Origin of the sequence: Kitasatospora sp. NPDC058406, assembly GCF_042722765.1 — a bacterium.
GTDB lineage: Bacteria > Actinomycetota > Actinomycetes > Streptomycetales > Streptomycetaceae > Kitasatospora.
Map to the genome: position 1 here is coordinate 1 of NZ_JBHXKE010000041.1, position 20,324 is coordinate 20,324.

Here is a 20,324-nt window from a genome sequence, read left to right on the forward strand (position 1 = left end):
GCCCTCCGGAGGGCCCGTCCGACGGCCCGAGATCACGGTCCTGGTGGTCGAGGACGACCCGGTGGCCGCCGCCGCCCACGCCCTGTACGTCGGACGCGAACCCGGGTTCCGGGCGGTCGGCACCGTCCACGGCTGCGCCGACGCGCTGCGCTTCCTGGAGCGCGCCCGCGCCGCGGGGAGGCCCGTGGACCTGACCCTGCTCGACCTCTACCTGCCGGACGGGCACGGGCTCCAGCTCTGCGGCACCCTGCGCGCGGCCGGGCACACCACCGACGTCATCGCCGTCACCTCGGCCCGCGACCTCGCGATGGTCCGCCAGGCGGTCTCCGCAGGGGTCGTCCAGTACCTGCTGAAGCCGTTCGGCGCCGCCGCGCTGCACGACCGCCTGGAACGCTACGCCCGCTACCGCGACACCCTCGCCCGGGCCGGCGAGGCCACCGGTCAGGACGAGGTCGACCAGGCCCTCGCGCTGCTCCGCACCCCCGAACGCACCGCGCTGCCCAAGGGGTTGAGCGCCCCGACGCTGGACACCGTCGCCGCCGTCCTGCGCGAGGCCCGCACCGGTCTGTCCGCCGCCGCCGCCGGTGTCGCGGCCGGGGTCTCCCGCATCACCGCCCGCCGTTACCTGGAGCACCTCGTCGACTCCGGGCTCGCCGCCCGCGAACCCCGGTACGGCACCGTCGGCCGCCCGGAGCTCTGCTACCGCTGGACCGGCGGGGGCGGGGGCGGGGAGGGGATCGGGCCGGGATCGGCATGACCCGCTCGTCGCGGGGCGGCCGGGACCGTGCCGTCGCGGTGGCGGCGACTGCCGCGTCGATCGCGCACTCGTGACCGTGCGGCCCGGGGCCGCCGGCGGGCCGGGGGGCCTCGCCCGTCGGGCCCGCACTTCGTCGGGGGGTCCCCGTAACCTCGTGGCGGCCTTGGTCGTTGAGGTCTCGGGCGGTCACCGGCCGAGGGGGATCCGTCACCGGTTCGGGTGGTTCTGACGGCCCCAGGGTGAGGTCGGATCGGCCTCCGTTCTAAAGTTAGGCTTACCTAACTTCCTGGGAGTTCGCCTTGACGCTCGCCGCCGAGCCCGCCACCGGTCCGACCGTCCCCACCGTCCCCGTCCCCACCGCTCCTGCCGCACCGTCCGCCGTCGCCGCGGCGGACGCCGCACCGGCCGCCGCGGCCGTCCTGCGCCGTCAGCGCGTCCGCGAGTCCGCCGCCCGCACCTACGCCCGGTCGTTCCCGATCGTCCCGGTGCGCGCCAACGGCATGACCGTCGAAGGTGCGGACGGCCGCCGCTACCTGGACTGCCTCTCCGGCGCCGGCACCCTCGCGCTCGGCCACAACCACCCCGTGGTGCTGGAGGCGATCCGCCGCACCCTGGACAGCGGCGCGCCCCTGCACCTGCTCGACCTCGCGACCGCGGAGAAGGACGACTTCACCACCGCCCTCTTCGACAGCCTCCCGCCCGGGTTCGCCGACGGCGCCCGGGTGCACTTCTGCGGGCCGGCCGGAACCGACGCCGTCGAGGCCGCGCTCAAACTGATGCAGACGGCCACCGGCCGCTCCGGCGCCCTCGCCTTCACCGGCGCCTACCACGGCATGACCGCCGGCGCGCTCGCGCTCACCGGCAACGTCGCCGTCAAGGAGCCGCTGCCCAGCGGTGGCGAGGTCGCGCGCCTGCCCTACCCGTACGGCTACCGCTGCCCGTTCGGGGTCGGCGGCGAGGCCGGCGCCGAGCTGTCGGCCACCTACGTCGAGCGACTGCTCGACGACCCCTCCGGCGGGGTCGTCCGGCCCGCCGCCATGGTCCTGGAGGCCGTGCAGGGCGAGGGCGGCGTCGTCCCCGCCCCCGACGGCTGGTTGCGGGCGATGCGCCGGATCACCGCCGAACGCGGCATCCCGCTGATCGTCGACGAGGTCCAGACCGGCGTCGGCCGCACCGGGGCGATGTGGGCGGTCGAGCACAGCGGGATCGTCCCCGACGCGATGGTGCTCTCCAAGGCGATCGGCGGCAGCCTGCCGCTGGCCGTCGTCGTCTACCGCGAGGAGTACGACGGCTGGCGCCCCGGTGCGCACACCGGGACCTTCCGCGGCAACACCCTGGCCATGGCCGCCGGCGCGGCCACCCTGCGGTTCGTCTCCGCCCACGGCCTGGCGGAGCGGGCCGCAGTGGTCGGCGCGCGGATGGTCGAACGGCTGCGCGCGCTCGCCGGGGAGCTGCCGGTGATCGGCGACGTCCGCGGACGCGGGCTGATGATCGGCGTCGAGCTGGTCGACCCCACCGCCGAACCGGACGCCTGCGGGGCCCGCCCGGCCGCGCCCGAGCTGGCGGTCCGGGTCCGCGAGGCGTGCCTGGCGCGCGGACTGATCGTCGAACTCGGCGGGCGGCACGACGCCGTGCTGCGCCTGTTGCCGCCGCTCACCATCACCGACGAGCAGGTGGCGGCCGTGCTGGACCGGCTCGCGGACGCCGTCGCGGCGGCTTCCGCCGCTTCGGCGGCAGGCACCGGTGCGGGACCGCGCGTGGCGGGGTCCGCGTGAACGCGGCCGGAGCGGAGGGCGGGCCCGGGGCCGGCGGCGGACCCGTCGCCCCGGGCCCGGCGGCCGACGCCCTGTCCGGCGGCGTCGGCGGCCCGGCCGCGCTCGGCCCGCTGCTGGCCGCCGTCCTGGACGCGCTGGAGACCGGAGCCACCCGGCGGGGCGGGCCGCTGCCCGCCGGCCGCCCCGCCGACACCACCGCCAGGGTCACCGCCGCGCTGGCCGCGGCGCCCGGCCCCGACGCGCTCGCCCGGCTCACCGACCTGCTCGCCCACGGCGCCGCCGACCCCGCGGACCCGTACTGCGCCGCGCACCTGCACTGCCCGCCGCTCGCCGTGGCCGTCGCCGCCGACCTCGCCGTCAGCGCGCTCAACCCCTCCCAGGACTCGTGGGACCAGGCCCCCGCCGCGACCGCGCTGGAGACCGCGCTGCTCGCCGAACTCGCCGCCCTCGTCGGCTACGACCCGGCGCACGCCTCCGGCGTCCTCACCTCCGGCGGCACCGAGTCCAACCTGATGGGCCTGATGCTCGCCCGCGACCAGGGACTCGACGGCATCGTCGAACTGGACGGCCTGCCGCCCGGCGCCACTCCCCGGATCTTCGCCTCCCGGGCCGCGCACTTCTCCGTCCAGCGTGCCGCCGCCCTGCTCGGGCTCGGCGAACGGGCCGTGGTCCCCGTCGCGGTCGACCGCGACCTGCGGATGGACCCGGCCGCGCTGGCGGACGCCCTGGCCGGGGCGAGCTGGGCCGGGCACACCCCGATCGCCGTCGTCGCCACCGCGGGCACCACCGACACCGGCGCCGTCGACCCGCTGCCCGCGCTCGCCGACCTGGCAACCCGCTACGGGGCCTGGCTGCACGTCGACGCCGCGTACGGCGGCGGCGCCCTGCTCTCCGACCGGCTCGCCCCGCTCCTCGACGGCATCGCCCGCGCGGACTCCGTCTCGCTGGACTGGCACAAGCTCGGCTGGCAGCCCGCCGCCGCCGGTGTCTTCCTGGTCCGCCGCGCCGAGTCGTACGTCTCGCTCGCCCGCCGGGCCGAGTACCTCAACCCGGCCGACGACGAACGGGCCGGCTACCCGAGCCTGCTGGGTCAGTCGCTGCGCACCACCCGGCGCGCCGACGCCTTCAAGATCGCCGTCACCCTGCACACCCTCGGCCGGGCCGGCCTCGGTCGCCTGGTCGACGCCTGTCACGACCTCGCGCGGGCCGCCGCGGACACCGTCCGGGCCGAACCCGAGCTGGAGCTGCACGCCGAACCGGTCCTCACGGCCCTGCTGTTCCGCTACCGCCCGCCGGGCGCCGACGGCGAGCCGGCGGCGGTCGACGAGGCCAACGCCGAGCTGCGCCGGGTGCTGCTGCGGGAGGGCCGGGCCGTCGTCGGGCGGACCGAGCTGCCCGGCGAGGGGCCCGGCCGGGTCCGGCTGAAGTTGACGCTGCTCAACCCGCACACCACCCCGGAGGAGGTGGCCGGTCTGCTGCGTGAGGTCGTCTCGGCCGGCCGGGAGGTGTGGCGCGGCTGACCGCGCAGGCCCGGCGCGGGCTCCGCGGTGCCCGCCCCCCGGTCCTACCGGGTGAGGAGGATGTCCCGGGTCCGCTCCCAGGTGGCGGGGTCGGCCGCGACGAGGAGGCCGTCCTCGCAGCCCGGGGCCTCGGGACGGTAGGGGGAGCCGTCGAGGCGGGCGGAGACCCCGCCGGCCTCGCTGACCAGCAGGGACCCGGGCGCGTGGTCCCAGGGCAGGGTCCGCCAGTAGAGGATGAAGTCCAGCGCGCCGTCGGCGATGTCGGGGTACTCGATGCCGGCGGCGTGGCGCCCGGCGGTGATCTCGCCGAAGGCGATGGTGTTGGCCTCGACCGTGCGGCGGCGGTCCGGGTCCAGGAAGCGGCTCTTCACCGAACCGCGCCACTTGACGGGGTCGGCGGCGGCCGGGGCGCGGGTGAGGCGGTGGCCGTCGCGCCAGGCGCCCGCGCCGAGTTCGGCGGTGTAGGAGGTGGCGGTGGCGGGCTGCCAGATCCAGGCGGCGACGGTCCGGCCGTCGCGGACCAGGGAGACCATCACGGCGTACTCGGGGCGGCCGGCGATGAAGTTCGAGGTGCCGTCGACCGGGTCGACGAGCCAGGCCGCGGGCTCGGAGTGCAGGGCGAGGGCGAGGGCGGGGTCGGCGGCGACGGCCTCCTCGCCGACCACGGGGAGGGGCAGCAGTTCGCGCAACCGCCTGGCGATGATCACCTCCGCCTCGCGGTCGGCGACGGTCACCACCTCGCCGGGGGCCTTCTCCATCACTTCTCCGGCGGCCAGCGCCCGGAACCGGGGCTCCACCACCTCGGCCGACGCCTCGACGAGGATCTTCGCCACCTTGTCCATCAGCACGTATCCGCTCCCTTCACCGGCTACCACTTTCGCACGTCAGTACGGTGACGGCCTGCGCCGTCCCCCCGTGGGAAGGCGCGGACGACTTTCGGGTGACGGATTCCGCAGTCTGTCACCTGGAAGTCGCCGGCCCGATCGGTCGCCCGTCACCCGGCGGCTGTCACCCGTCGCCCGGCTGCCGGTGCGCGTCACCCCAGATGGTGGAACCCGGGGCGCGGGTGCATCAGGAACTCGTGGTGGGAGATGTTCCAGGCGTACGCCCCGGCCATGTCGAACAGCACCCGGTCGCCCGTCCGGAGCCGGGCCGCGGCCGGGGCGGCGTGCGCGAGGACGTCCTTCGGGGTGCAGAGCTGACCGGCCAGCGTGGCGCGCCCGCCCGTGACGGCGGGGCGTGGCCAGGCGTGCGGCCAGACGTCGACCGGCAGGACGGTGAACGGCTGGTCGTGACCCCGGGTGGCGGGGGTGCGCAGGTGATGGGTGCCGCCCCGGACGAGTGCGAAGTCCTCGCCGTGGCTCCGCTTCACGTCCAGCACCTCGGTCGCGTACCAGCCGCAGTACGCGGTGAGCGCCCGGCCGGGCTCGATCCGCAGCGTCAACCCGGGGTGCCGGTCGAGCAGCTTGCCGAGGCCCTCGCCGAACGCCGTCCAGTCGAAGCGGGCGGCCGGGTCGGCGTAGTCGACGGTCATGCCGCCGCCCACGTTGACCTCGTCCAGGGGGAACGCGTGCCGCTCCGCGAGCCGTGCCGACCAGCCGACGATCCGCCCGGCCAGGGCCAGCTGTTCGGCGGCCGCGAGCCCGCTCGCCAGATGGGCGTGCACGCCGCGCAGCCGCAGGCGGCGGCGGACCGGACCGAGCGGGCCGAGCGGGTCGGTGAGGAGGCGGACACAGGCTTCGGCGCGGTCCGGGTCCAGCCCGAACGGTGTCGGGCGGCCACCCATCGCCAGCGCCGCCGAGCCCAGCGAGCCCGCGCCGACCGGCAGGTTCACCCGCAGCAGCACGTCCACCGAGGCGTCCGGCCGGTCGCCGAGCACGACGGCGAGCCGCCGCAGCTCCTGTTCGCTCTCGACGTGCCAGCGGTGCACGCCCGCGTCGACGGCGGCGGCGATCTCGTCGGGCGTCTTGCCAGGCCCGCCGAACGCCAGCGGGGCGTCCGGCACCGAGGCCCGGACATGCGCCAACTCGCCCGCGCTGGAGACCTCGTAGCCGTCCACCGTGGGCCGCAGCGCGGCCAGCACCGGAGCGTCCGGATTGGCCTTGGCCGCGTAGTACAGCTCGACCCGTTCGGGCAGTGCGGCCCGGACTCCGGCGGCGTGCGTCCGCAGCTCCGCGAGGTCGTAGACGTAGCAGGGAAGTCGGTCGGCGGCCAGGTCGGCGACGTGGCGGCGGACGCGCTCGGTGGCGGTCATCGGGTCCTTCCGGCGGTGACGGGCGAGGCCTGGGCGGGGTTCGGGACGCGGGCCGCCTCCGCGAGGACGGAGCGGGCCAGCGGCGAGGGCAGCCGGACGTACCCGGCCTCGCGGTCGCGCCTGCGTTCCCAGCGGGTCAGCAGGTTGGCCTTGGCGGGCAGCGGCACGCCGGCCAGCAGTGCGCGCAGCCGGGGCGGCCGCCCGTGGACGGCGGCGTACTCCTCCAGGACGCGGCGGACGGCGTCCCAGAGCGCTCCCTCCGCCTCCGGGTGCAGATCGGCGAGCGCGGCGAGCAGCTCGGCGACGTGGTTGACCAGCAGGCAGTAGACCACCCGGTCCCAGCCCCGCGAGGCGTCGTACGCCATCGGGCCGGCCACCTCGGGCGGCAGGGCGGCGAGCGGCGCCGCGTGGTGGTCGGGCACGAGCTTGGTGCCCTCCAGGTCGCGGAAGAGCACCTGGACGGGCCGCCCGGCCGGGTCCACGCCGATCAGGACGTTCTGCAGGTGGGGTTCCAGGACCACGCCGTGGTCGAAGTAGGCGGCGAGCACCGGGGGGACGAGCAGCCGCAGGTAGGCCGTCCACCAGTCCAGCGCCCGGCCGGCGTCCGCGGAGCCCCCGAGCAGCCGGGAGACGTGCGCCGAACTGGTCGGGTACTCGTCGGCCACGGCGGCGGCCAGCAGCGGGGTGACGCCGGGGCGCAGCAGTCCGCCGAACCCGTCGCGGACGATCAGGCCGAACCCCTCGTACAGCGACGGGTCGGGCCGGCCGTCGGCGCCGGGCAGGGCGAGCGTGCGGAACGCGGGTTCGCGGAGCATCACCGCGTCCGGGAAGCGGGCGGCGAGGTCGGCCAGGGCCGGGGCCAGCAGCCGGGTCAGGGCGACGGCTCCGGCCAGCTCGTAGGCGGCGTTCTTGCGCAGGCAGTTGGTGATCCGGACGTTGAGGCTGAACTTGAGGAACGCGTCCGCGCCGTAGAGGGTGCGGACCGAGGCGGTGGCGGCGAACGGCGCGCCGCCGGGGCCGAGGTCGAGGACGTCGCCGCGCCGCAGTGCGCCCGACAGCAGCGGGTGGTCGCCGACGAGTCGGTGCTGCCAGGGGTGGGCGGGGAGCAGCCGGTAGCCGTCCGGGGCGTCGCCGAGCCCGTCCAGCAGGGCGGTGGCGGCCGGGTCGGTGGACGACCCGGCGAGCAGTTCCTCCCGGACGGCGAGGTGGCGCAGCCGGAACACCGCCCGGGCCTCCGGCGCGTAGGCCCGCCAGTCACCGCTCTCCGCGGAGCGGGACTTGGGGGCCGGGTGGAAGCGGTGCCCGAAGAGCAGGGCCTGCTCGGACTCCAGGTAGCGGTCCGGTCCGGGGGCGGGTCGCTCGGACAGCCCGGCGGTGACCGCCCGGTGGCTGGAGGCCAGCTGGTCGAGGAACTCGTCGTTGACCGTGCCGGTCCGCAGCTCCAGCTCGCCCTGGACGCACCCGGCGAGGTCGAGCCAGTCCAACGCGCGCCAGCCGTCGGCGTGTTCCTCCTCGACCGGACCGGTGAACCGGTGTGCTCCGAGCAGGGAGGTGCGGCGCAGTGCCACGCGCAGTAACGTGCCGCGCCGGGGCAGGCGGACCAGCAGACGGCCGCCGGCGACGGCGGTCTGGTGTTCCGGCGCGGAGACCTCGCGCAGCAGGCAGTTGAGCAGGGTGTGGGCCACCGCGTGGTCGGCGGTGGGCATTTCGTCGGTCATGGGCGACTCCAACGCTGGCGGAAGGGGAGGGCTGGTGCGGCGGCGGCCACGGCGTCACCCCGGGCAGCGGGATCGAGGGCGCCGGCCGTCCGCCCGGGTGTCCGGCCCCTCCGACCGACCGGCCGGCGCCGCGGCCGGGGCGCCGGGGCGGCGGGCCGTCATCTGCCGCTGTCCCGTGGGGGCGGGAAGCTCTGCGGAAGAAGGTAGTTGGGGCCGGTGGTGTAGTGCTTGTTGATGTCGGCGGCGCCCGACCGCTGCTTGCTGAGCAGGGTGCCCGCGGTGACCATCGCCTTGACCGGAAGCCGCTCGGCGTCCAGCAGGGCGGCGCGCAGCGGTCGGCCCGCGGGGCCGATCCGGTCGATGGCGTCGGTCAGCCGTCGGCGCAGCAGGGCCAGCAGTGAGCCGAGTTCGGCGCGACCGTGGGCGGCGAGCCCGAAGGCGAGGGAGCCCGTGCAGAGGTGGGCGGTGATGGTGGTGAACAGGTCGGTGAGCGGCCCGTCGTCGGCGGCCCGGATCCTCGCGTCGTCGAACTCCGCGGCTGCGGATCCGGGTTCGCCGGCGGCGGCGAACCGGGCGGTGAGCCGGCCGGTGTGGACCCGCGGGCCGTCGTCGTCCTTGAAGAGCAGGCGCAGACCGCCGTCCTCGTCGAGGACGAGGGAGATGTTCTGCTGGTGGGATTCGAGGGCGATGCCGTACCCGAAGAGGGTGGTCTGCCAGTCGAGCAGCAGGTCCAGCAGCGCGTCGTAGAGGGCGACGGGGTCGCCGCCGAAGAAGCGGTCCGCGAGGTGGTCGACGACGAGGCGTCCGCCGCGCGGACCGGACGGGGCGCCGGAGGGGTTGCCGGACGGTCTGCCGGCCGGGGCGCCCGGAGCGGGCGCGAGCAGGGCGGCGAGCGGGACGGTCACCGACCGGTCCAGCCCGGCCGGGTAGCGGCGGAGCAGCACGGCGAGCAGTTCGTGGCCGGCGTGCGCCCAGGTCTGTTCGTCCGTGTGCAGGATCCGGTCGGCGAACCGGGGTTCGGCCGCCAGCACGGCCTCGAACAGCCGCTGGCCGGCGGCGCCGTCGAGCAGCGTGCCGGGCTTGATGGTGCGGCGGTTGAGCCGGCCGAGCGTGGCGGTGGCGAGCGGGAGCTTGAGGTGGTGGGCGGGGTCGTCGGCGACGGCGACGGTCCGCATCGAGAGCGTGGGCACGACGGTCAGGTACGGCCGGTCCGCGAGGACGGCACGGTCCGCCAGACCGGTGGCGCGCAGGGCCTCGTCCAGGGAGGCACCGACGGTGAGCGGGTGGACCGGGAGGGTCTCCCAGGCCCGGTCGCCGCCGGGCAGGACGAGCCCGAGCCAGCTCGGGGTGGGCCACCAGCTGGGCAGCGGTCGGTCGCCGTGCCGGACGAGCGTGCCGGCCGGCAGGGCGAGCCAGCGCAGCTCGAAGGCCGCGTGGAACTCCGGTGCGTGGGCGCGCAGCTGGGCGTCGCCGAGGCCGGCGCGACCGCGTGCGGTCGGGTAGACGGGGTGGTCGAGGTAGGCGGCGAGGGTGTCGTGGCCGAGCGCGGCGGCGGGCCCGGTCCAGTGGGCCGGGTCGGCGCCGTACAGGTCGGTGAGGGCGGTGTGGACGTCGTCCCGGACCCGTTCGTGCAGCTCCATCGTGGCGAGGGTCTGCCGGCACTCCTCGGCGAAGGCGGCCCAGCCGGGCCGGTCCTCGGCGCCGGCGAGGTCGGAGAGCGCGGCCAGGATGTCCGCCAGCCCGTCGATCGGGCGGCCGTCGAGGGAGAGCAGGGGCAGCCTGGCCGCGTACTCGCTCTGGAAGCCCTCGGCGGTGACCGGCACGGCCAGGACGGCCGGAGGCGCCTGTGGGGCTCGTGGGTCTTGTGGGGCCTGTTGGGCTTGAGGCTCGGCGGGCCGGGAGGCCACCAGCCACGGGCCGTCCGCGCGGTGCTCCACCGCGCCGTGGGTGCGGAGCCCGAGCACGTCCTCGCGCAGCAGCGCGGAGAGCACCCGGAGGGCGAGCCGGTCGGCGACCGGCAGGTCGGCGTCCGCGGGACGGGCAGGCCCGGGGCGGTCGGCCGCACGGTGCCCGGTGGAACGGTGCCCGGGCGCGCCGTGGGCGTGCGGGTGGCGTCCGGCTGCGGCGGCCTCGTGCGGGGGGAGCTCGCTCACGGGGTGATCTCCCAGCGGTTGGCGGCCACGAAGCGGGCCACGGCGGTGTCGACGGCGGCCCGGTCGGGGCCGATCGCCCAGATCACGCCCAGGTAGTCCCGGTTGGTGCGGTAGTGCTCGTGCCGCTCGCCGACCGCGCGCAGCGGTCGGTAGGCGAGCCGGACGCCGTCCCGCCGCTCGTCGGACGGCCCGGGCGCGGCGGTGAGGGTGCCGGCGCGGTCGGCGCAGACCGGTTCGTTGCGGCCGCGCAGGGCGGTGGCGGCGCACTGCTCACCGAGGTCGGCGGGGAGTTCACGGCCGAGGTGGACGGCGAGGATGTGTTCGAACAGGGGGATGCCGAGGAGCTCGGCCAGCATGAGATCGCAGTGGTCCCCGATGGCACGGTAGTTGACCTCGATGATACGGGCGCGGCCGTCCGGCTGGACGACGAACTCGGTGTGGCAGGCGCCGAGGCCGACACCGAGGGCGTCGAGCTGGGCGAGTACCTGGGCGACCACGGCCGGCGGGTGCGCGGGCACGAACTCCAGCATCTCCTCGACGAAGTGCGGGGGAGGGGAGATCCTCGTCCGGAACCCGCCGAGGACGTGCCGTCGCCGTCCGTCGCCGAGCGTCTCCAGCGTGCACAGCTGCCCGTCCAGGAACTCTTCGACGACCAGGGCCGCGTCCGTCCGGCGGCGCCGGACCTCCTCGCAGCGCCGCACCAGCTCGTCGCCGTCGGCGACCAGCGAGACGTCCTCGCTGGCGACCCCCTCGCGCGGCTTGACGACCAGGGGGAAGGGCAGATCCAACTCACCCAGGCCGGACGGGTCCTGGCCGGGGGCGAGTTCGACCGAACGAACGGTGTCCAGGCCGGCGGCGGCGAGGTGGCGCCGCAGCTCGCCCTTGTTCTTGGCCCGGAGCGTGGCCTTCCAGTCCTTGGCCGGCAGCCCGAAGTACTCGGCGACCAGGGCGGTCTGGGTCTGCAGGTGGTCGCTGTTGCTGAAGACCGCGAACGCCGCGTCCGGGCCGCCGGAGGCGTCGGCCGGGTCGGCCGGGTCGGCCGGGTCGGACGACCGGTGCCGGGAGATCAGCCCCACCACCTCGCGGAAGTCCCGGACCTCGCACTCCAGCACCTCGGTGGCGCACTCCAGGTCTTCGTAGGCGAGCCGGTGGGGTTCGGCCCGGTCCGTGAGCACGGTGACGGGGAGCCCGAGCCGGTCGGCGGCCGGGAGGAATCCCAGGGTCACCGAGTCGGTGGGGTTGAGGGCGAGCAGGTAGAGCCGCATGGCGACGCAGGGTCCTCTCCGGTTGGTGGGGAGCGGGCGGCGGGGTGGGCGCGATGTCGTCCGGCCCCGGCCGGAGGTGCGGTACTCGGTCGAGCCGATGCCGATGCCGATGCCGATGTCCGTGGCCTCGGGGAGGTCGCCGCGCACCGCCCCGGCGACCCGGACGCCGCCGCCGGACGTCCTGGCCTCGTCCCGGCATGGTGGACACTTCGCCGTCAGGAGTCCAGGTCCTCCGGAGCGGGGTGCCCCGGTTCGGCAGGATCCCGCCGGTCCCGGCCGGGCCGACGGTGACGAGGGCGGCTGCGGCGTCGGGCGGGTCCGCCCTGGCCTCCTGCCTCCTGCCGTATCGAGGTGTCGACGTCCGGGGTGGACCGGTCGGCCGGGTCGGCGTCGTTCAGCACGGCACTGCGGGGCGACACCCCCCGGCGCCGGCCGGCCGGGCCGGCCGCGAGGCGGGCCACCGACGCGGTCGGCATGCTGCCGCCGTTCTTCGCCCCGGTCGTGGAGCCGGGCTCGGCGGCGCGGGTCTCGGGCCCGGCCGGCGCCTTCGCCGCCCCGGGCTCCCCGCCGAGTGTGCGTGCGGCGGGGCGGGCGCGGTACCGGTCGCCGGGTCGAGGGGCGCCCGAGGAGCGCGAAGCACCGTCATGATGCGTGTCCGGCTGCCGTGCTGAGGTCTCGTCACGACGGCGAGCGCCGTGGGGGGAGGAGCGGTCCGTGAGCCGCGTGCGACGCCTGGTGTGACGCCCGGTGCGACGCCCGACAGGAGCGTGCCGAGCCCGGCGGCCGGCGGCAGCGGAAGCCGGGCCGGCAGGGGGCGCGGCGCCGCCGGAGCCTCGCGAGCGGGCGCCTGCGGATCGGTGGTGGGCACGGGGCGAGATATTAGGTTAGGTAAGCCTAATCGCGTCAAATCCTGACCAGGTCGGTCCATACCGCGCACCTCGGCCCGGGGTGGCGCGAATGTGCTGCTGAGTGCCTATAAGGTTAGCCTCACCTAAAGCGATCTCGGGAGTGCCGATGATCTTCTCGGGGACATCCGCGCCTGCCGCCATCGCCTGCGCCCGGAACCCGCTGGACGCCGACTACCAAAGGCTGTTGAACCTCTGCCCTGCGCTCCGGGTCCGGCTGCTCGCAGCCGGCGAACCCACCCCGGCCCGCGCCCAGGGCTGGTACTCGGCCGCCGAGCTGGCGACCGATCCGGCCGCCCTCGCCGACGCGCTCGACGGTGAGGCCGCCCGGATCGCCCCGCTCGCCGCCGAGCGCGGCGCCACGGTCCCGCGTCCGCACGTGGCCGCCTCCCGGCTGCTGCACCACTACCTCTGGTCGGTCTGCGTGCTGATCGCCGGGCCCTGGCAGCTGGCCCGCCGGGTGCCGTCGATCGGCGGCACGGACCTCTGGCTGCACGCTCCCACCGGAGACCTGGTCCTCCGGCCGCGCGCCCACGTGACCCTTGAGGGAGAGGACGAGCTCCGCGCGGAACTGCGGGCCGCCGTCGTCGGCCACGTCGAACCGCTGCTCGCCGCCTTCGCCGCTCCCACCCGGCGCGGCACCAGGGCCCTGTGGGGCATGGTCACCGACGACCTCGCCTCGGCGATCTGGTACCTCGGGCGCATGCTCGACGCGGAGCCCCCGACCGGGGTCGTGGCTGCGGATCCCGCCGCTTCCGGGCACTCGCTGTCCGGGCACCCCGCCTCCGAGGCGGGCCCTGCGGCCGCCCCCGCGGACGTCGCCCCTGCGGTCGTCGCCCCCGTGGGCATCGGCCCGGGCGAGGCCACCGCGGTGGCGGCGGCCGGGGCCGTCCTGCCCGGCCGGACCGAACCGCTCCCCGGCGCCGCCGACTTCCGTCTCCTGCGGGGCGCCGACGGTCGGGCCCATCACACCCGCACCCGTCTCGGCTGCTGCCTCTACTACGCGATCGAGCCCGGCAACGCCTGCCTCACCTGCCCCCGCACCTCCGACGAGGAACGGCTGCGCAGACTCTGACGAGCCCTGCCGTGCGGCGGGTACGCTCCCGCACATGATCGACTCCACCACCCACGTCCGCGTCGCCCGCCCGTCCGGGGACCTCGCCGCCGCCGAGCGCTTCTACGTCGAGGGCCTCGGCCTCGCCGTCCTGTGGCGCAGCACCGAGCGGGTTGCCGGTGAGCACGACCTCCTGATGGTCGGGCCGTCCGGTGGCGGCTGGCACTTCGAGCTCACCCGTGACCCCGACCACCCGGTGGAGCCGACCCCCACCGTCGACGACCTGTTCGTCGTCTACCTCGGTGCGCCGGTGGAGCCCGCCCTCCTCGACCGCCTCCGGTCCCACGGCGGCACCGTCGTCCCCGCCCACAACCCCTACTGGGACGAGTTCGGGGTCACCGTCACCGATCCCGACGGATACCGCCTCGTCCTCTGCACCCGCGGCTGGGCGTCCTGACCCGCCTGCTCGTGACCGCGGGGCGGGAGTCCCGCTGCGTGCGCGGGCGGGCACCTGCGGCCCGACGCCGGTGCCCGACGCCGGTGTCCGGTGACGGGTCGGCGACAGGTCGGCAATTGCGTGGACGAATCGTCCCGGGTCCCCGATACTCTGCGGGCCGGACCGCCGAGAGCCGAGGAGAACCGAACGTGACGACGATCGCCGTGCGCAGCAGCTCCGTTGACGTCCCGACCGCCGACGGCGTCGCCGACGCCTACCTCTCCCACCCCGACGACGGGCAGGCCCATCCGGGCGTCCTGCTGTACATGAACGCGTTCGGGCTGCGGCCCGTCCTGGAGGCGATGGCGGACCGGCTCGCCGCCGAGGGGTACACCGTGCTGGTGCCCAACGTGTTCTACCGGCTCGGGCGCGCGCCGCTCGTCCGACTGCCCGAGCCGCCCGAGCTGATCAGCACCCGGACCGACCCGACGCTCTTCGAGCGCCTCGGCCCGATGATGGACTCGCTGACCGCGGAACTATTCGCCCGAGACGCCGACGCCTACCTGCGGTGGCTCGCCGAATCGCCGGCGGCGACGGACGGGCCGGTCGGCATCACGGGCTACTGCCTGGGCGCGAAGCTCGCGCTGCAGACCGCCGCCGCCCGCCCCGAGCGGGTGGCGGCGGCGGCCGGCTTCCACGGGGGCCTGCTCGCCACGGCGGAGCCGGACAGCCCGCACCTGCTCGCCGGACTGGTCCGCGCCGAGCTGTACTTCGGCCACGCCGACCAGGACGAGTCACTGCCGGTGGAGCAGATCGACCTGCTGGCGAAGGCGCTCACCGAAGCCGGTGTCCGCCACACCTGCGAGGTCTACGAGGGCGCGCCGCACGGCTTCACCCAGTCCGACACCGCCTCCTACCGGCCCGAGGCCGACGCCCGGCACTGGGCGGCACTGCTCGCCCTGCTGAAGCGCTCGCTCTGACCGGTTCGCGGAACCTCAGGGAGCGAGCTGTTCGAGGCGCCTGAAGTCGTCGTCGAGCAACTCCTTCTCTTCGTCGGTGAGTTCGGCGGCAGCGGCCCGGGCCCGGGCGGTGAGGCCGGCGGCGGCCGCGGTGTCCGCCGTGCGGTGGGCCAGGTCGGTGCGCAGCACGAGGAGGCGGAACAGCGTGGCGGGCGGGGGCTGTTCGTCCTCCTTCTCCAGGGCCCGGTCCAGGATCCGTGCGGCCGCGGTCAGGTCCTCCTTGGAGTCGGCGAGCAGGGCCGCGTGGTACAGCGCCTTGGCGAACGGCTCTTCGGGGGAGGGGCGGTGGCTCTGGTCGTCATCGATCGGCTGCACGATCCGCAGGCAGTTGCCGCCCGGGTCGGTCATCAGGAACTGCCGGACCCCGTGCGACGTGTCGCCGACCGGGCCGATCCGCGGCAGGCCCCGGATCGGTACCCGGCCGTAGGCGGACTTGAGGCCCGCCCGGAAGGCGCCGTGCAGCTCGTCCACGTCGTCGGTGCAGACCAGGCAGGTGCTGTGGGAGGCGGCCGGGTCGTACCGCTTCATGCCGAAGAAGTGCAGCTGGACGCCGCCGCGTACGACGACGGCATAGGGGTTGGGGCTCTTCTGTTGGAAGGTCACCTCGAAGCCGAGGGCGGTGTAGAACTCCAGCACGGGCGGGAGGGTCTGGCAGGGCAGGATCGGAATTGTCGTCTCAGCCATGGTCGCGGACTCTACGCGGCTCCCGCCTCCGGCGCACATGGCGATCCGCAGGCGCGGCACGGGGGTTGTGCTACGCGGTCCGGAGCCGTTTGGCCATCACGAGCTCCCGGGTGACGCCGTCGGGGAGCAGCCCGCCGGGCGCGCCGGTGGGGGCGAACCCGTGGCGCCGGTACAGCGCGACGGCGGCGTCGTTGCCCGGAATCACGGCGAGGCGCAGGGACGTGGACCCCGCGCGCCGGGCCCACTCCTCGACCGCCGCGATCAGGCGGTCTCCGACCCCCTGTCCCCGCGCCGCGGGTCCGACCCAGACCGACCGCAGCTCGCCGACGCGCTCGTCCGCTCCGTCTCCGCCCGTGCCCGCTCCGTGGTCTCCGCCGTCCGGCCCGGGCAGTCCGCAGGCCAGCCCGACGGGCCGGCCGTCGTCCCGCACGGCCACGACGTGCACGGCGTCCGGCCGGTCGAACCGGGCGCGCCACCGTGCCTCTCCACCGTGGTGCCAGTCGGCGGACCGCACCCGGAAGGCGTGCGGGGCGTCGGCCAGCGCTGCGAGCCGGGCGTCCCGCCAGACCGGCCAGTCGGCAGGGTCGGCGGGGGTGAGGATGCGGAGATCGGCCATGGTGGCAGTCTGACCGCCGGAGGCCGGGCGGTCCACGGTGCGGGGGTGTGTCGAGGGCCGTGGTCGGAGCCGGTCGTGGGGCCCCCGCCGGAGCGCGACGGCCTCGGCCCCGACCGGCCGGTGGTGGGGTCGTGGACGCCGGCCCGACCCGTACGAGGCGGTGACCGAAGGAAGAACTCCTGGTGCGGTGACGGTGCGGGAGCCTCCGGCCGGTCCTGCGCGGAGCGGCCGGTCACTGCTGCTGAGGGCCCCCGATCCGCGGCGGTCGACGGCGAACCGGACCCGTCGTGCCGGGCGGCACCGGTCGGGGCCGTCGTTGTCGGCGCGCCGGTCGGCCGCCAGGCTCCCGGGGAAGCCGTCGGCCGCGTCGGCGCGGACGGGTGCGGAGGGGCGCGGAGGGCTGCCGGACGGGACCGTTCCCGGCGTCCAAGGGATCTGTCGGTGCTGCGTGCAAGGATCGCGGCCATGACCGAGCAGACCTTCGACTGGCGGCTCTTCCTCACCCGTTGGAGCGAGGAGTGGGCCGACGTGCACACCGACCCGACGGGCCGTCAGCCCGGCGGGGAGGACGCCGGGCGCCCGCACCGGCTGGGCTTCGACCCGGCGCCGGAGGAGCGCATCGCGGCGATGGAGGAGGAGCTGGGCTGCGCGCTGCCGCCGTCGTACCGGGAGTTCCTCGCCGTCAGCGACGGGTGGCGGCACGCGGGGGGCTTCGTCTACCGCCTCGCCGGCACCGACGAGGCGCGCTGGCACCTGGACGGCCACGCGATCAGCGAGTACTGGGGGGAGGACGGGCTGGCGGGGATGTGGGAGCGTGCCCTCCAACTGGACGTCGAGTCCGACCTGGTGCTCGTCCTGCTCGATCCGGAGGACCGGGACGCCGACGGGGAGTGGGCGGCGTACTCCTTCGCCTCGTGGCGGGCGGCCCCGCCGGAGCGGTTCGGCTCGTTCCGCGCGTTCATGGAGGCGATGTACCGGGAGTTCCACCGGTCCGCGACGAGTGACCACGGCGAGGCGTTCCGCAACGCCACCACCCGTGAGCAGGACGCCCGGGTCGAGGCGGCCCGGCTGGACGCGCTGGCCGGGGCGTCCGAACGGGCGGAGGCGGCGCTGGCCGAGGCCGCCGAGTTCGGTCGGCCGCGCGCCGTCGGGCTGTACGGCCAGCTGCGCCGGCTCCGGGGACCGTCGGGCCACGGGGCGTTCGGCGCGCTGCCGCACGATTCCCGGCTCCTCGGTGAGGTGGTGGCGGTCCTCGCGGCCGACCATGTGCGGTCGGGCCGCGACGAGGCGTCCTGGGGGCGCCTGACCGGGATCCTCGCCGAGGGCCTGCGGGGCGAAGCCGACGCGGTGCTCCGGCAGGTCCGGGAGCGCACCTTCCGCTACACCGCGCCCGGTCCGTTCGGCGAGGCCGTCGAGCGAGCGCGGGAACAGGCCCGCTGGGGCGGGACGGAGGCCGCCTGGCGGACGCTGCGCGCGGCACTGCCGCAGTGGACGCCGGTCGCGCCGGACCACCTCGCGCCCGTCGGGCTGCTCGCCGACCCGCTGCTCGGACCGCTGCTCACCCCGGAGCGCGGTCACGAGCTCCTGGGCGTACCGAGGGGCGGCGCAGCCGTACCCCGGCCGACGCCGGTCGCGGCAGCGGACGGGCCGGACGGGGCGGACCTGCCGGAGGAGGCCGACGGGCTCGCCTGGCTGGCGGCGGAGCCGACGTCGGGCGGGCGTCCCGAGCCCTACCGCTTCGTGCTGGTCGAGGGCGTCGCGCCGGACGCGCTGCCCGTCGTCGTCGCCGCGGACGAGGCCGCTCGGCTCGATCCGCCGACGAGCCGCCGGGAGCCCGCCGTCCGTCGACCGGCGGGCGGCGGGTTCGTGGCGTTGGACGGGTCGGAGCCCGCCGTGGTCGGCCGCGCGGGTGACGCCGCCACTCCCTGGAGCTTCGCCTTCGACCTGCGACCGTCCCGGTTCGACGTGGATCGCTTCACCTCCCCGGCCGCAGCCGTCTCGGGCCGGACCGGGGGGCGCGTGGTCGCGGTCTTCGTCGCGCCGCAGGAGCGGTTCTTCCACCTGTCGGTGGCCGGGGGCGGGGAGGAGCGTTACGCGTTCACCGCCCGGGGGACGGCCGTCGACCGCACCGGGCGGGAGGCGGTCCCGGCGGCGCTCGACCCGGACGGGCACTTCGGTCCGGACCGGCACGGGCGGCAGGGCGAGTGCGAGGTCCTCGCCGCCCTCGCCGTCGAGTTCGGTGTGAGCCTGCCCCGGTTCGCCCTCACCGAGGGGCGGCTGCACACCTTCGCCAACCCGTCCTGGGCGCCCCCGCCGCCGGGGCCGGGCGAGCCCTACCTCACGGTGGCGCTCCTCGAACCCCGGTCGTCGGAGGCGCCCTGACGGCGCCGTTCCTCCCACTCGGCCCGGAGCATGCCGAACAGCAGCCGGTCGTACCGCTCGCCGCCCAGCAGCACCGCACCGCGGCGGCGTCCCTCCTCGCGGAAGCCGAGGCGGGTGAACGACCGGGCGGCGCGCTCGTTGCCGCTCCAGGTGTCCAGCTCCATCCGGTGCAGCGGGTAGGCACCGAACAGGTGGTCCACCAGCAGCCCCAGCGCCTCCGAGCCGTACCCGCGTCCCCAGAACTCCTGTTCACCGATGGCGATCCCGACCTCGGCGACCCCCTCGTACGGGTCGAGGCCCCGGTAGTCGACCAGGCCGATGGCACGGCCACCGGCCGTCTCCTCGACGGTGAACATGGCGGCCTCGCGCGGGTTCAGCCGCAGGATCCGGCCGAAGCGGTCCGCCAGCGCCTCGGCGGTGGTCGGCCCGAACAGCGGGTCCCCGGCCGCCGCCCAGCGCACCACCTCCGGGTCGTTGCGCCACCGGAGCTGGTGCTCCGCGTCCTCCGCGCGCAGGGCGCGCAGCCTTACGGCCTTACCTTCGATCATGATCGGATGGTAGGCCCGTAAGGCTGCGCGGACACCCTGGTTTTCGCAGCCGTTCGTCGACCGTCGCAGCCCTGGTCCCACGCCCGGTGCGGGGCCCCGGGGCCGCAGCCGCACGGACCGCCTCGTCAGGCCGTCAGGCTCCGGCGGATCTGGTCGAGGACCAGGCCCGCGCCGGTGTAGCCGATGCCGAGCATCCACAGGTTGTCGTCGACCTGGTAGACCTTCCCGTTGCGCACCGCGGCGAGGCCGCTCCAGAGCGAACCCGAGACGATCTTCCCGTGGTCGGACTTGGCCTGGTCCCCGTAGACGGAGTAGAAGATGACGTCGGCCGCCGCCTTGTCGACCTGTTCGGGGCTGATCTCGATCGAGAAGCCGGGCTTGTCCTGGTCGGCGGGGCGGCCGACGCCGATGTCCTTGAACAGCGAGCCGACGAAGGTGTCGTTGAGGTAGAGCCGGGTGGGGGCGCCGGCCAGGAAGCGCGCCATCGCGACCTTGAGCGCGGCTGCCTTCGTCGGGCCGCCGAGCGCGGTGACCAGCTCGCGCACCTTCGTCCGGTAGCTCTCCTCCACGGCGGAGGCCTCCGCCTGCCGGCCGAGTGCTTCGGCGTGCAGCCGGGCGTTCTCCTTCCACGCGGGGCCGGTGGTCGCGCTCAGCACGGTCGGTGCGATCTTGGACAGCTCGTCGTAGCGCTTGTCGTCGCGGACCTGGTTGCTGAGGATGAGGTCGGGCCGCAGGGCGACGATCGCCTCCAGGTTGGGCGCGCCGATGGTGCCGACGGTCCTGACGCCGGTCAGCCGGTCGGCGGGCAGGTAGGCGGAGAGCGGCGCGCCGGCGGCCACGGTGGTGGCGCCGACCGGGGTGAGGCCGAGGGTGACGACCGAGTCGAGGGCGTCGGTGTCCAGCACGACAACGCGGGCGGCACGGGCCGGGACGGTGCTCTCGCCGCGCGCGTGCCGGACGACCCGGGGAGCGCCGCCCGACGGGCCGGAGGCGCTCGGCCCGGCCGGTCCGGGCGACGGGCCGGTTCCGCCCCCGCCGGATCCGCCGCCCCCGCCGGATCCACAGGCCGCGAGGGCGAGTCCGGAGGCGAGGGCGAACAGGGAGCGGCGGGGGAGGGAGCGAGCGGCGGCGGCATCGGGCATCGGGCGACTCCGTTCCGGCAGGCGGCGAGGCGCCCCATCCCTGCCCGGGGAAGCGGTTCGCTACGCCTCCGGAGGGTCACGTCCGGTGACGGAGGG

General features: G+C 75.9%; 16 protein-coding genes. 7 read left to right on the forward strand and 9 right to left on the reverse strand.

Annotated features, from left to right (window positions below; all coding sequences use genetic code 11):
• Positions 1-31: 31 nt before the first annotated feature.
• The 3 genes from ACFWOG_RS11115 (at position 32) to ACFWOG_RS11125 (ending at position 4,052) form a co-directional block, all read left to right on the forward strand.
• Positions 32-757, forward strand: a complete 726-nt coding sequence (locus ACFWOG_RS11115) for a response regulator (protein WP_380357000.1) — start codon at positions 32-34, stop codon at positions 755-757.
• A 299-nt stretch (positions 758-1,056) separates the two neighbouring features.
• Positions 1,057-2,532, forward strand: coding sequence for a diaminobutyrate--2-oxoglutarate transaminase (locus tag ACFWOG_RS11120; protein ID WP_380356933.1), 1,476 nt, complete (start codon positions 1,057-1,059; stop codon positions 2,530-2,532).
• A 71-nt stretch (positions 2,533-2,603) separates the two neighbouring features.
• The gene (locus ACFWOG_RS11125) at positions 2,604-4,052 is read left to right on the forward strand and encodes a pyridoxal phosphate-dependent decarboxylase family protein (protein ID WP_380357003.1); all 1,449 of its coding nucleotides are present in this window, start codon (positions 2,604-2,606) and stop codon (positions 4,050-4,052) included.
• 44 nt (positions 4,053-4,096) lie between these two features.
• Here ACFWOG_RS11125 and ACFWOG_RS11130 read toward each other — a convergent pair whose 3' ends face one another.
• From ACFWOG_RS11130 to ACFWOG_RS11150, 5 genes are all read right to left on the reverse strand, one after another.
• Positions 4,097-4,894: an inositol monophosphatase family protein gene (locus ACFWOG_RS11130; RefSeq protein WP_380357006.1), complete on the reverse strand. Its 798-nt coding sequence runs from the start codon at positions 4,892-4,894 to the stop codon at positions 4,097-4,099.
• A 194-nt stretch (positions 4,895-5,088) separates the two neighbouring features.
• A complete protein-coding gene (locus ACFWOG_RS11135) occupies positions 5,089-6,306 on the reverse strand; it encodes a type III PLP-dependent enzyme (protein WP_380356936.1) in 1,218 nt (405 codons plus the stop codon).
• Positions 6,303-8,024 (reverse strand): IucA/IucC family protein, encoded by a 1,722-nt coding sequence (locus ACFWOG_RS11140; protein ID WP_380356939.1) that lies wholly within the window; start codon positions 8,022-8,024, stop codon positions 6,303-6,305. The genes ACFWOG_RS11135 and ACFWOG_RS11140 overlap by 4 nt, the downstream gene beginning before the upstream one ends.
• Positions 8,025-8,182: 158 nt before the next feature.
• The gene (locus ACFWOG_RS11145) at positions 8,183-10,177 is read right to left on the reverse strand and encodes an IucA/IucC family protein (RefSeq protein ID WP_380356942.1); all 1,995 of its coding nucleotides are present in this window, start codon (positions 10,175-10,177) and stop codon (positions 8,183-8,185) included.
• Positions 10,174-11,442 carry an ATP-grasp domain-containing protein gene (locus tag ACFWOG_RS11150; RefSeq protein ID WP_380357008.1) on the reverse strand — a complete coding sequence of 423 codons (1,269 nt, stop codon included), beginning with the start codon at positions 11,440-11,442 and terminating at the stop codon, positions 10,174-10,176. The genes ACFWOG_RS11145 and ACFWOG_RS11150 overlap by 4 nt, the downstream gene beginning before the upstream one ends.
• A 1,014-nt stretch (positions 11,443-12,456) precedes the next feature.
• Between ACFWOG_RS11150 and ACFWOG_RS11155 the strand changes: the two genes are divergently transcribed.
• From ACFWOG_RS11155 to ACFWOG_RS11165, 3 genes are all read left to right on the forward strand, one after another.
• Positions 12,457-13,422 (forward strand): (2Fe-2S)-binding protein, encoded by a 966-nt coding sequence (locus ACFWOG_RS11155; RefSeq protein ID WP_380356945.1) that lies wholly within the window; start codon positions 12,457-12,459, stop codon positions 13,420-13,422.
• Positions 13,423-13,456: 34 nt separating this feature from the next.
• Positions 13,457-13,858: a VOC family protein gene (locus tag ACFWOG_RS11160; protein ID WP_329880582.1), complete on the forward strand. Its 402-nt coding sequence runs from the start codon at positions 13,457-13,459 to the stop codon at positions 13,856-13,858.
• A gap of 188 nt (positions 13,859-14,046) precedes the next feature.
• Positions 14,047-14,817 (forward strand): dienelactone hydrolase family protein, encoded by a 771-nt coding sequence (locus ACFWOG_RS11165; protein ID WP_329950481.1) that lies wholly within the window; start codon positions 14,047-14,049, stop codon positions 14,815-14,817.
• 15 nt (positions 14,818-14,832) lie between these two features.
• On the opposite strand, the gene ACFWOG_RS11170 is transcribed toward ACFWOG_RS11165, so the two are convergent.
• Both ACFWOG_RS11170 and ACFWOG_RS11175 read right to left on the reverse strand, forming a co-directional pair.
• The gene (locus tag ACFWOG_RS11170) at positions 14,833-15,540 is read right to left on the reverse strand and encodes a VOC family protein (RefSeq protein WP_329950482.1); all 708 of its coding nucleotides are present in this window, start codon (positions 15,538-15,540) and stop codon (positions 14,833-14,835) included.
• A 70-nt stretch (positions 15,541-15,610) separates the two neighbouring features.
• Positions 15,611-16,156: a GNAT family N-acetyltransferase gene (locus ACFWOG_RS11175; protein WP_380356948.1), complete on the reverse strand. Its 546-nt coding sequence runs from the start codon at positions 16,154-16,156 to the stop codon at positions 15,611-15,613.
• Positions 16,157-16,621: 465 nt separating this feature from the next.
• On the opposite strand from ACFWOG_RS11175, the gene ACFWOG_RS11180 reads away from it, so the two are divergent.
• On the forward strand, positions 16,622-18,538 hold the full coding sequence (locus ACFWOG_RS11180) for an SMI1/KNR4 family protein (protein WP_380356951.1): 1,917 nt from the start codon (positions 16,622-16,624) through the stop codon (positions 18,536-18,538).
• Here ACFWOG_RS11180 and ACFWOG_RS11185 read toward each other — a convergent pair.
• Both ACFWOG_RS11185 and ACFWOG_RS11190 read right to left on the reverse strand, forming a co-directional pair.
• Positions 18,490-19,086 (reverse strand): GNAT family protein, encoded by a 597-nt coding sequence (locus ACFWOG_RS11185; RefSeq protein ID WP_329950484.1) that lies wholly within the window; start codon positions 19,084-19,086, stop codon positions 18,490-18,492. The two genes, ACFWOG_RS11180 and ACFWOG_RS11185, sit on opposite strands and share 49 nt — an antisense overlap.
• 125 nt (positions 19,087-19,211) lie before the next feature.
• Positions 19,212-20,228, reverse strand: coding sequence for an ABC transporter substrate-binding protein (locus ACFWOG_RS11190; protein ID WP_380356955.1), 1,017 nt, complete (start codon positions 20,226-20,228; stop codon positions 19,212-19,214).
• Between the last annotated feature and the right edge of the window lie 96 nt (positions 20,229-20,324).

What these genes read in the sequence shown, in the direction of transcription:
- ACFWOG_RS11130 (WP_380357006.1), bottom strand. Translation starts at nt 4,894, where the DNA reads ATGGACAAGGTGGCGAAGATCCTCGTCGAGGCGTCGGCCGAGGTGGTG.
- ACFWOG_RS11135 (WP_380356936.1), bottom strand. Translation starts at nt 6,306, where the DNA reads ATGACCGCCACCGAGCGCGTCCGCCGCCACGTCGCCGACCTGGCCGCC.
- ACFWOG_RS11140 (WP_380356939.1), bottom strand. Translation starts at nt 8,024, where the DNA reads ATGACCGACGAAATGCCCACCGCCGACCACGCGGTGGCCCACACCCTG.
- ACFWOG_RS11150 (WP_380357008.1), bottom strand. Translation starts at nt 11,442, where the DNA reads ATGCGGCTCTACCTGCTCGCCCTCAACCCCACCGACTCGGTGACCCTG.
- ACFWOG_RS11155 (WP_380356945.1), top strand. Translation starts at nt 12,457, where the DNA reads ATGATCTTCTCGGGGACATCCGCGCCTGCCGCCATCGCCTGCGCCCGG.
- ACFWOG_RS11160 (WP_329880582.1), top strand. Translation starts at nt 13,457, where the DNA reads ATGATCGACTCCACCACCCACGTCCGCGTCGCCCGCCCGTCCGGGGAC.
- ACFWOG_RS11170 (WP_329950482.1), bottom strand. Translation starts at nt 15,540, where the DNA reads ATGGCTGAGACGACAATTCCGATCCTGCCCTGCCAGACCCTCCCGCCC.
- ACFWOG_RS11175 (WP_380356948.1), bottom strand. Translation starts at nt 16,156, where the DNA reads ATGGCCGATCTCCGCATCCTCACCCCCGCCGACCCTGCCGACTGGCCG.
- ACFWOG_RS11180 (WP_380356951.1), top strand. Translation starts at nt 16,622, where the DNA reads ATGACCGAGCAGACCTTCGACTGGCGGCTCTTCCTCACCCGTTGGAGC.
- ACFWOG_RS11185 (WP_329950484.1), bottom strand. Translation starts at nt 19,086, where the DNA reads ATGATCGAAGGTAAGGCCGTAAGGCTGCGCGCCCTGCGCGCGGAGGAC.
- ACFWOG_RS11190 (WP_380356955.1), bottom strand. Translation starts at nt 20,228, where the DNA reads ATGCCCGATGCCGCCGCCGCTCGCTCCCTCCCCCGCCGCTCCCTGTTC.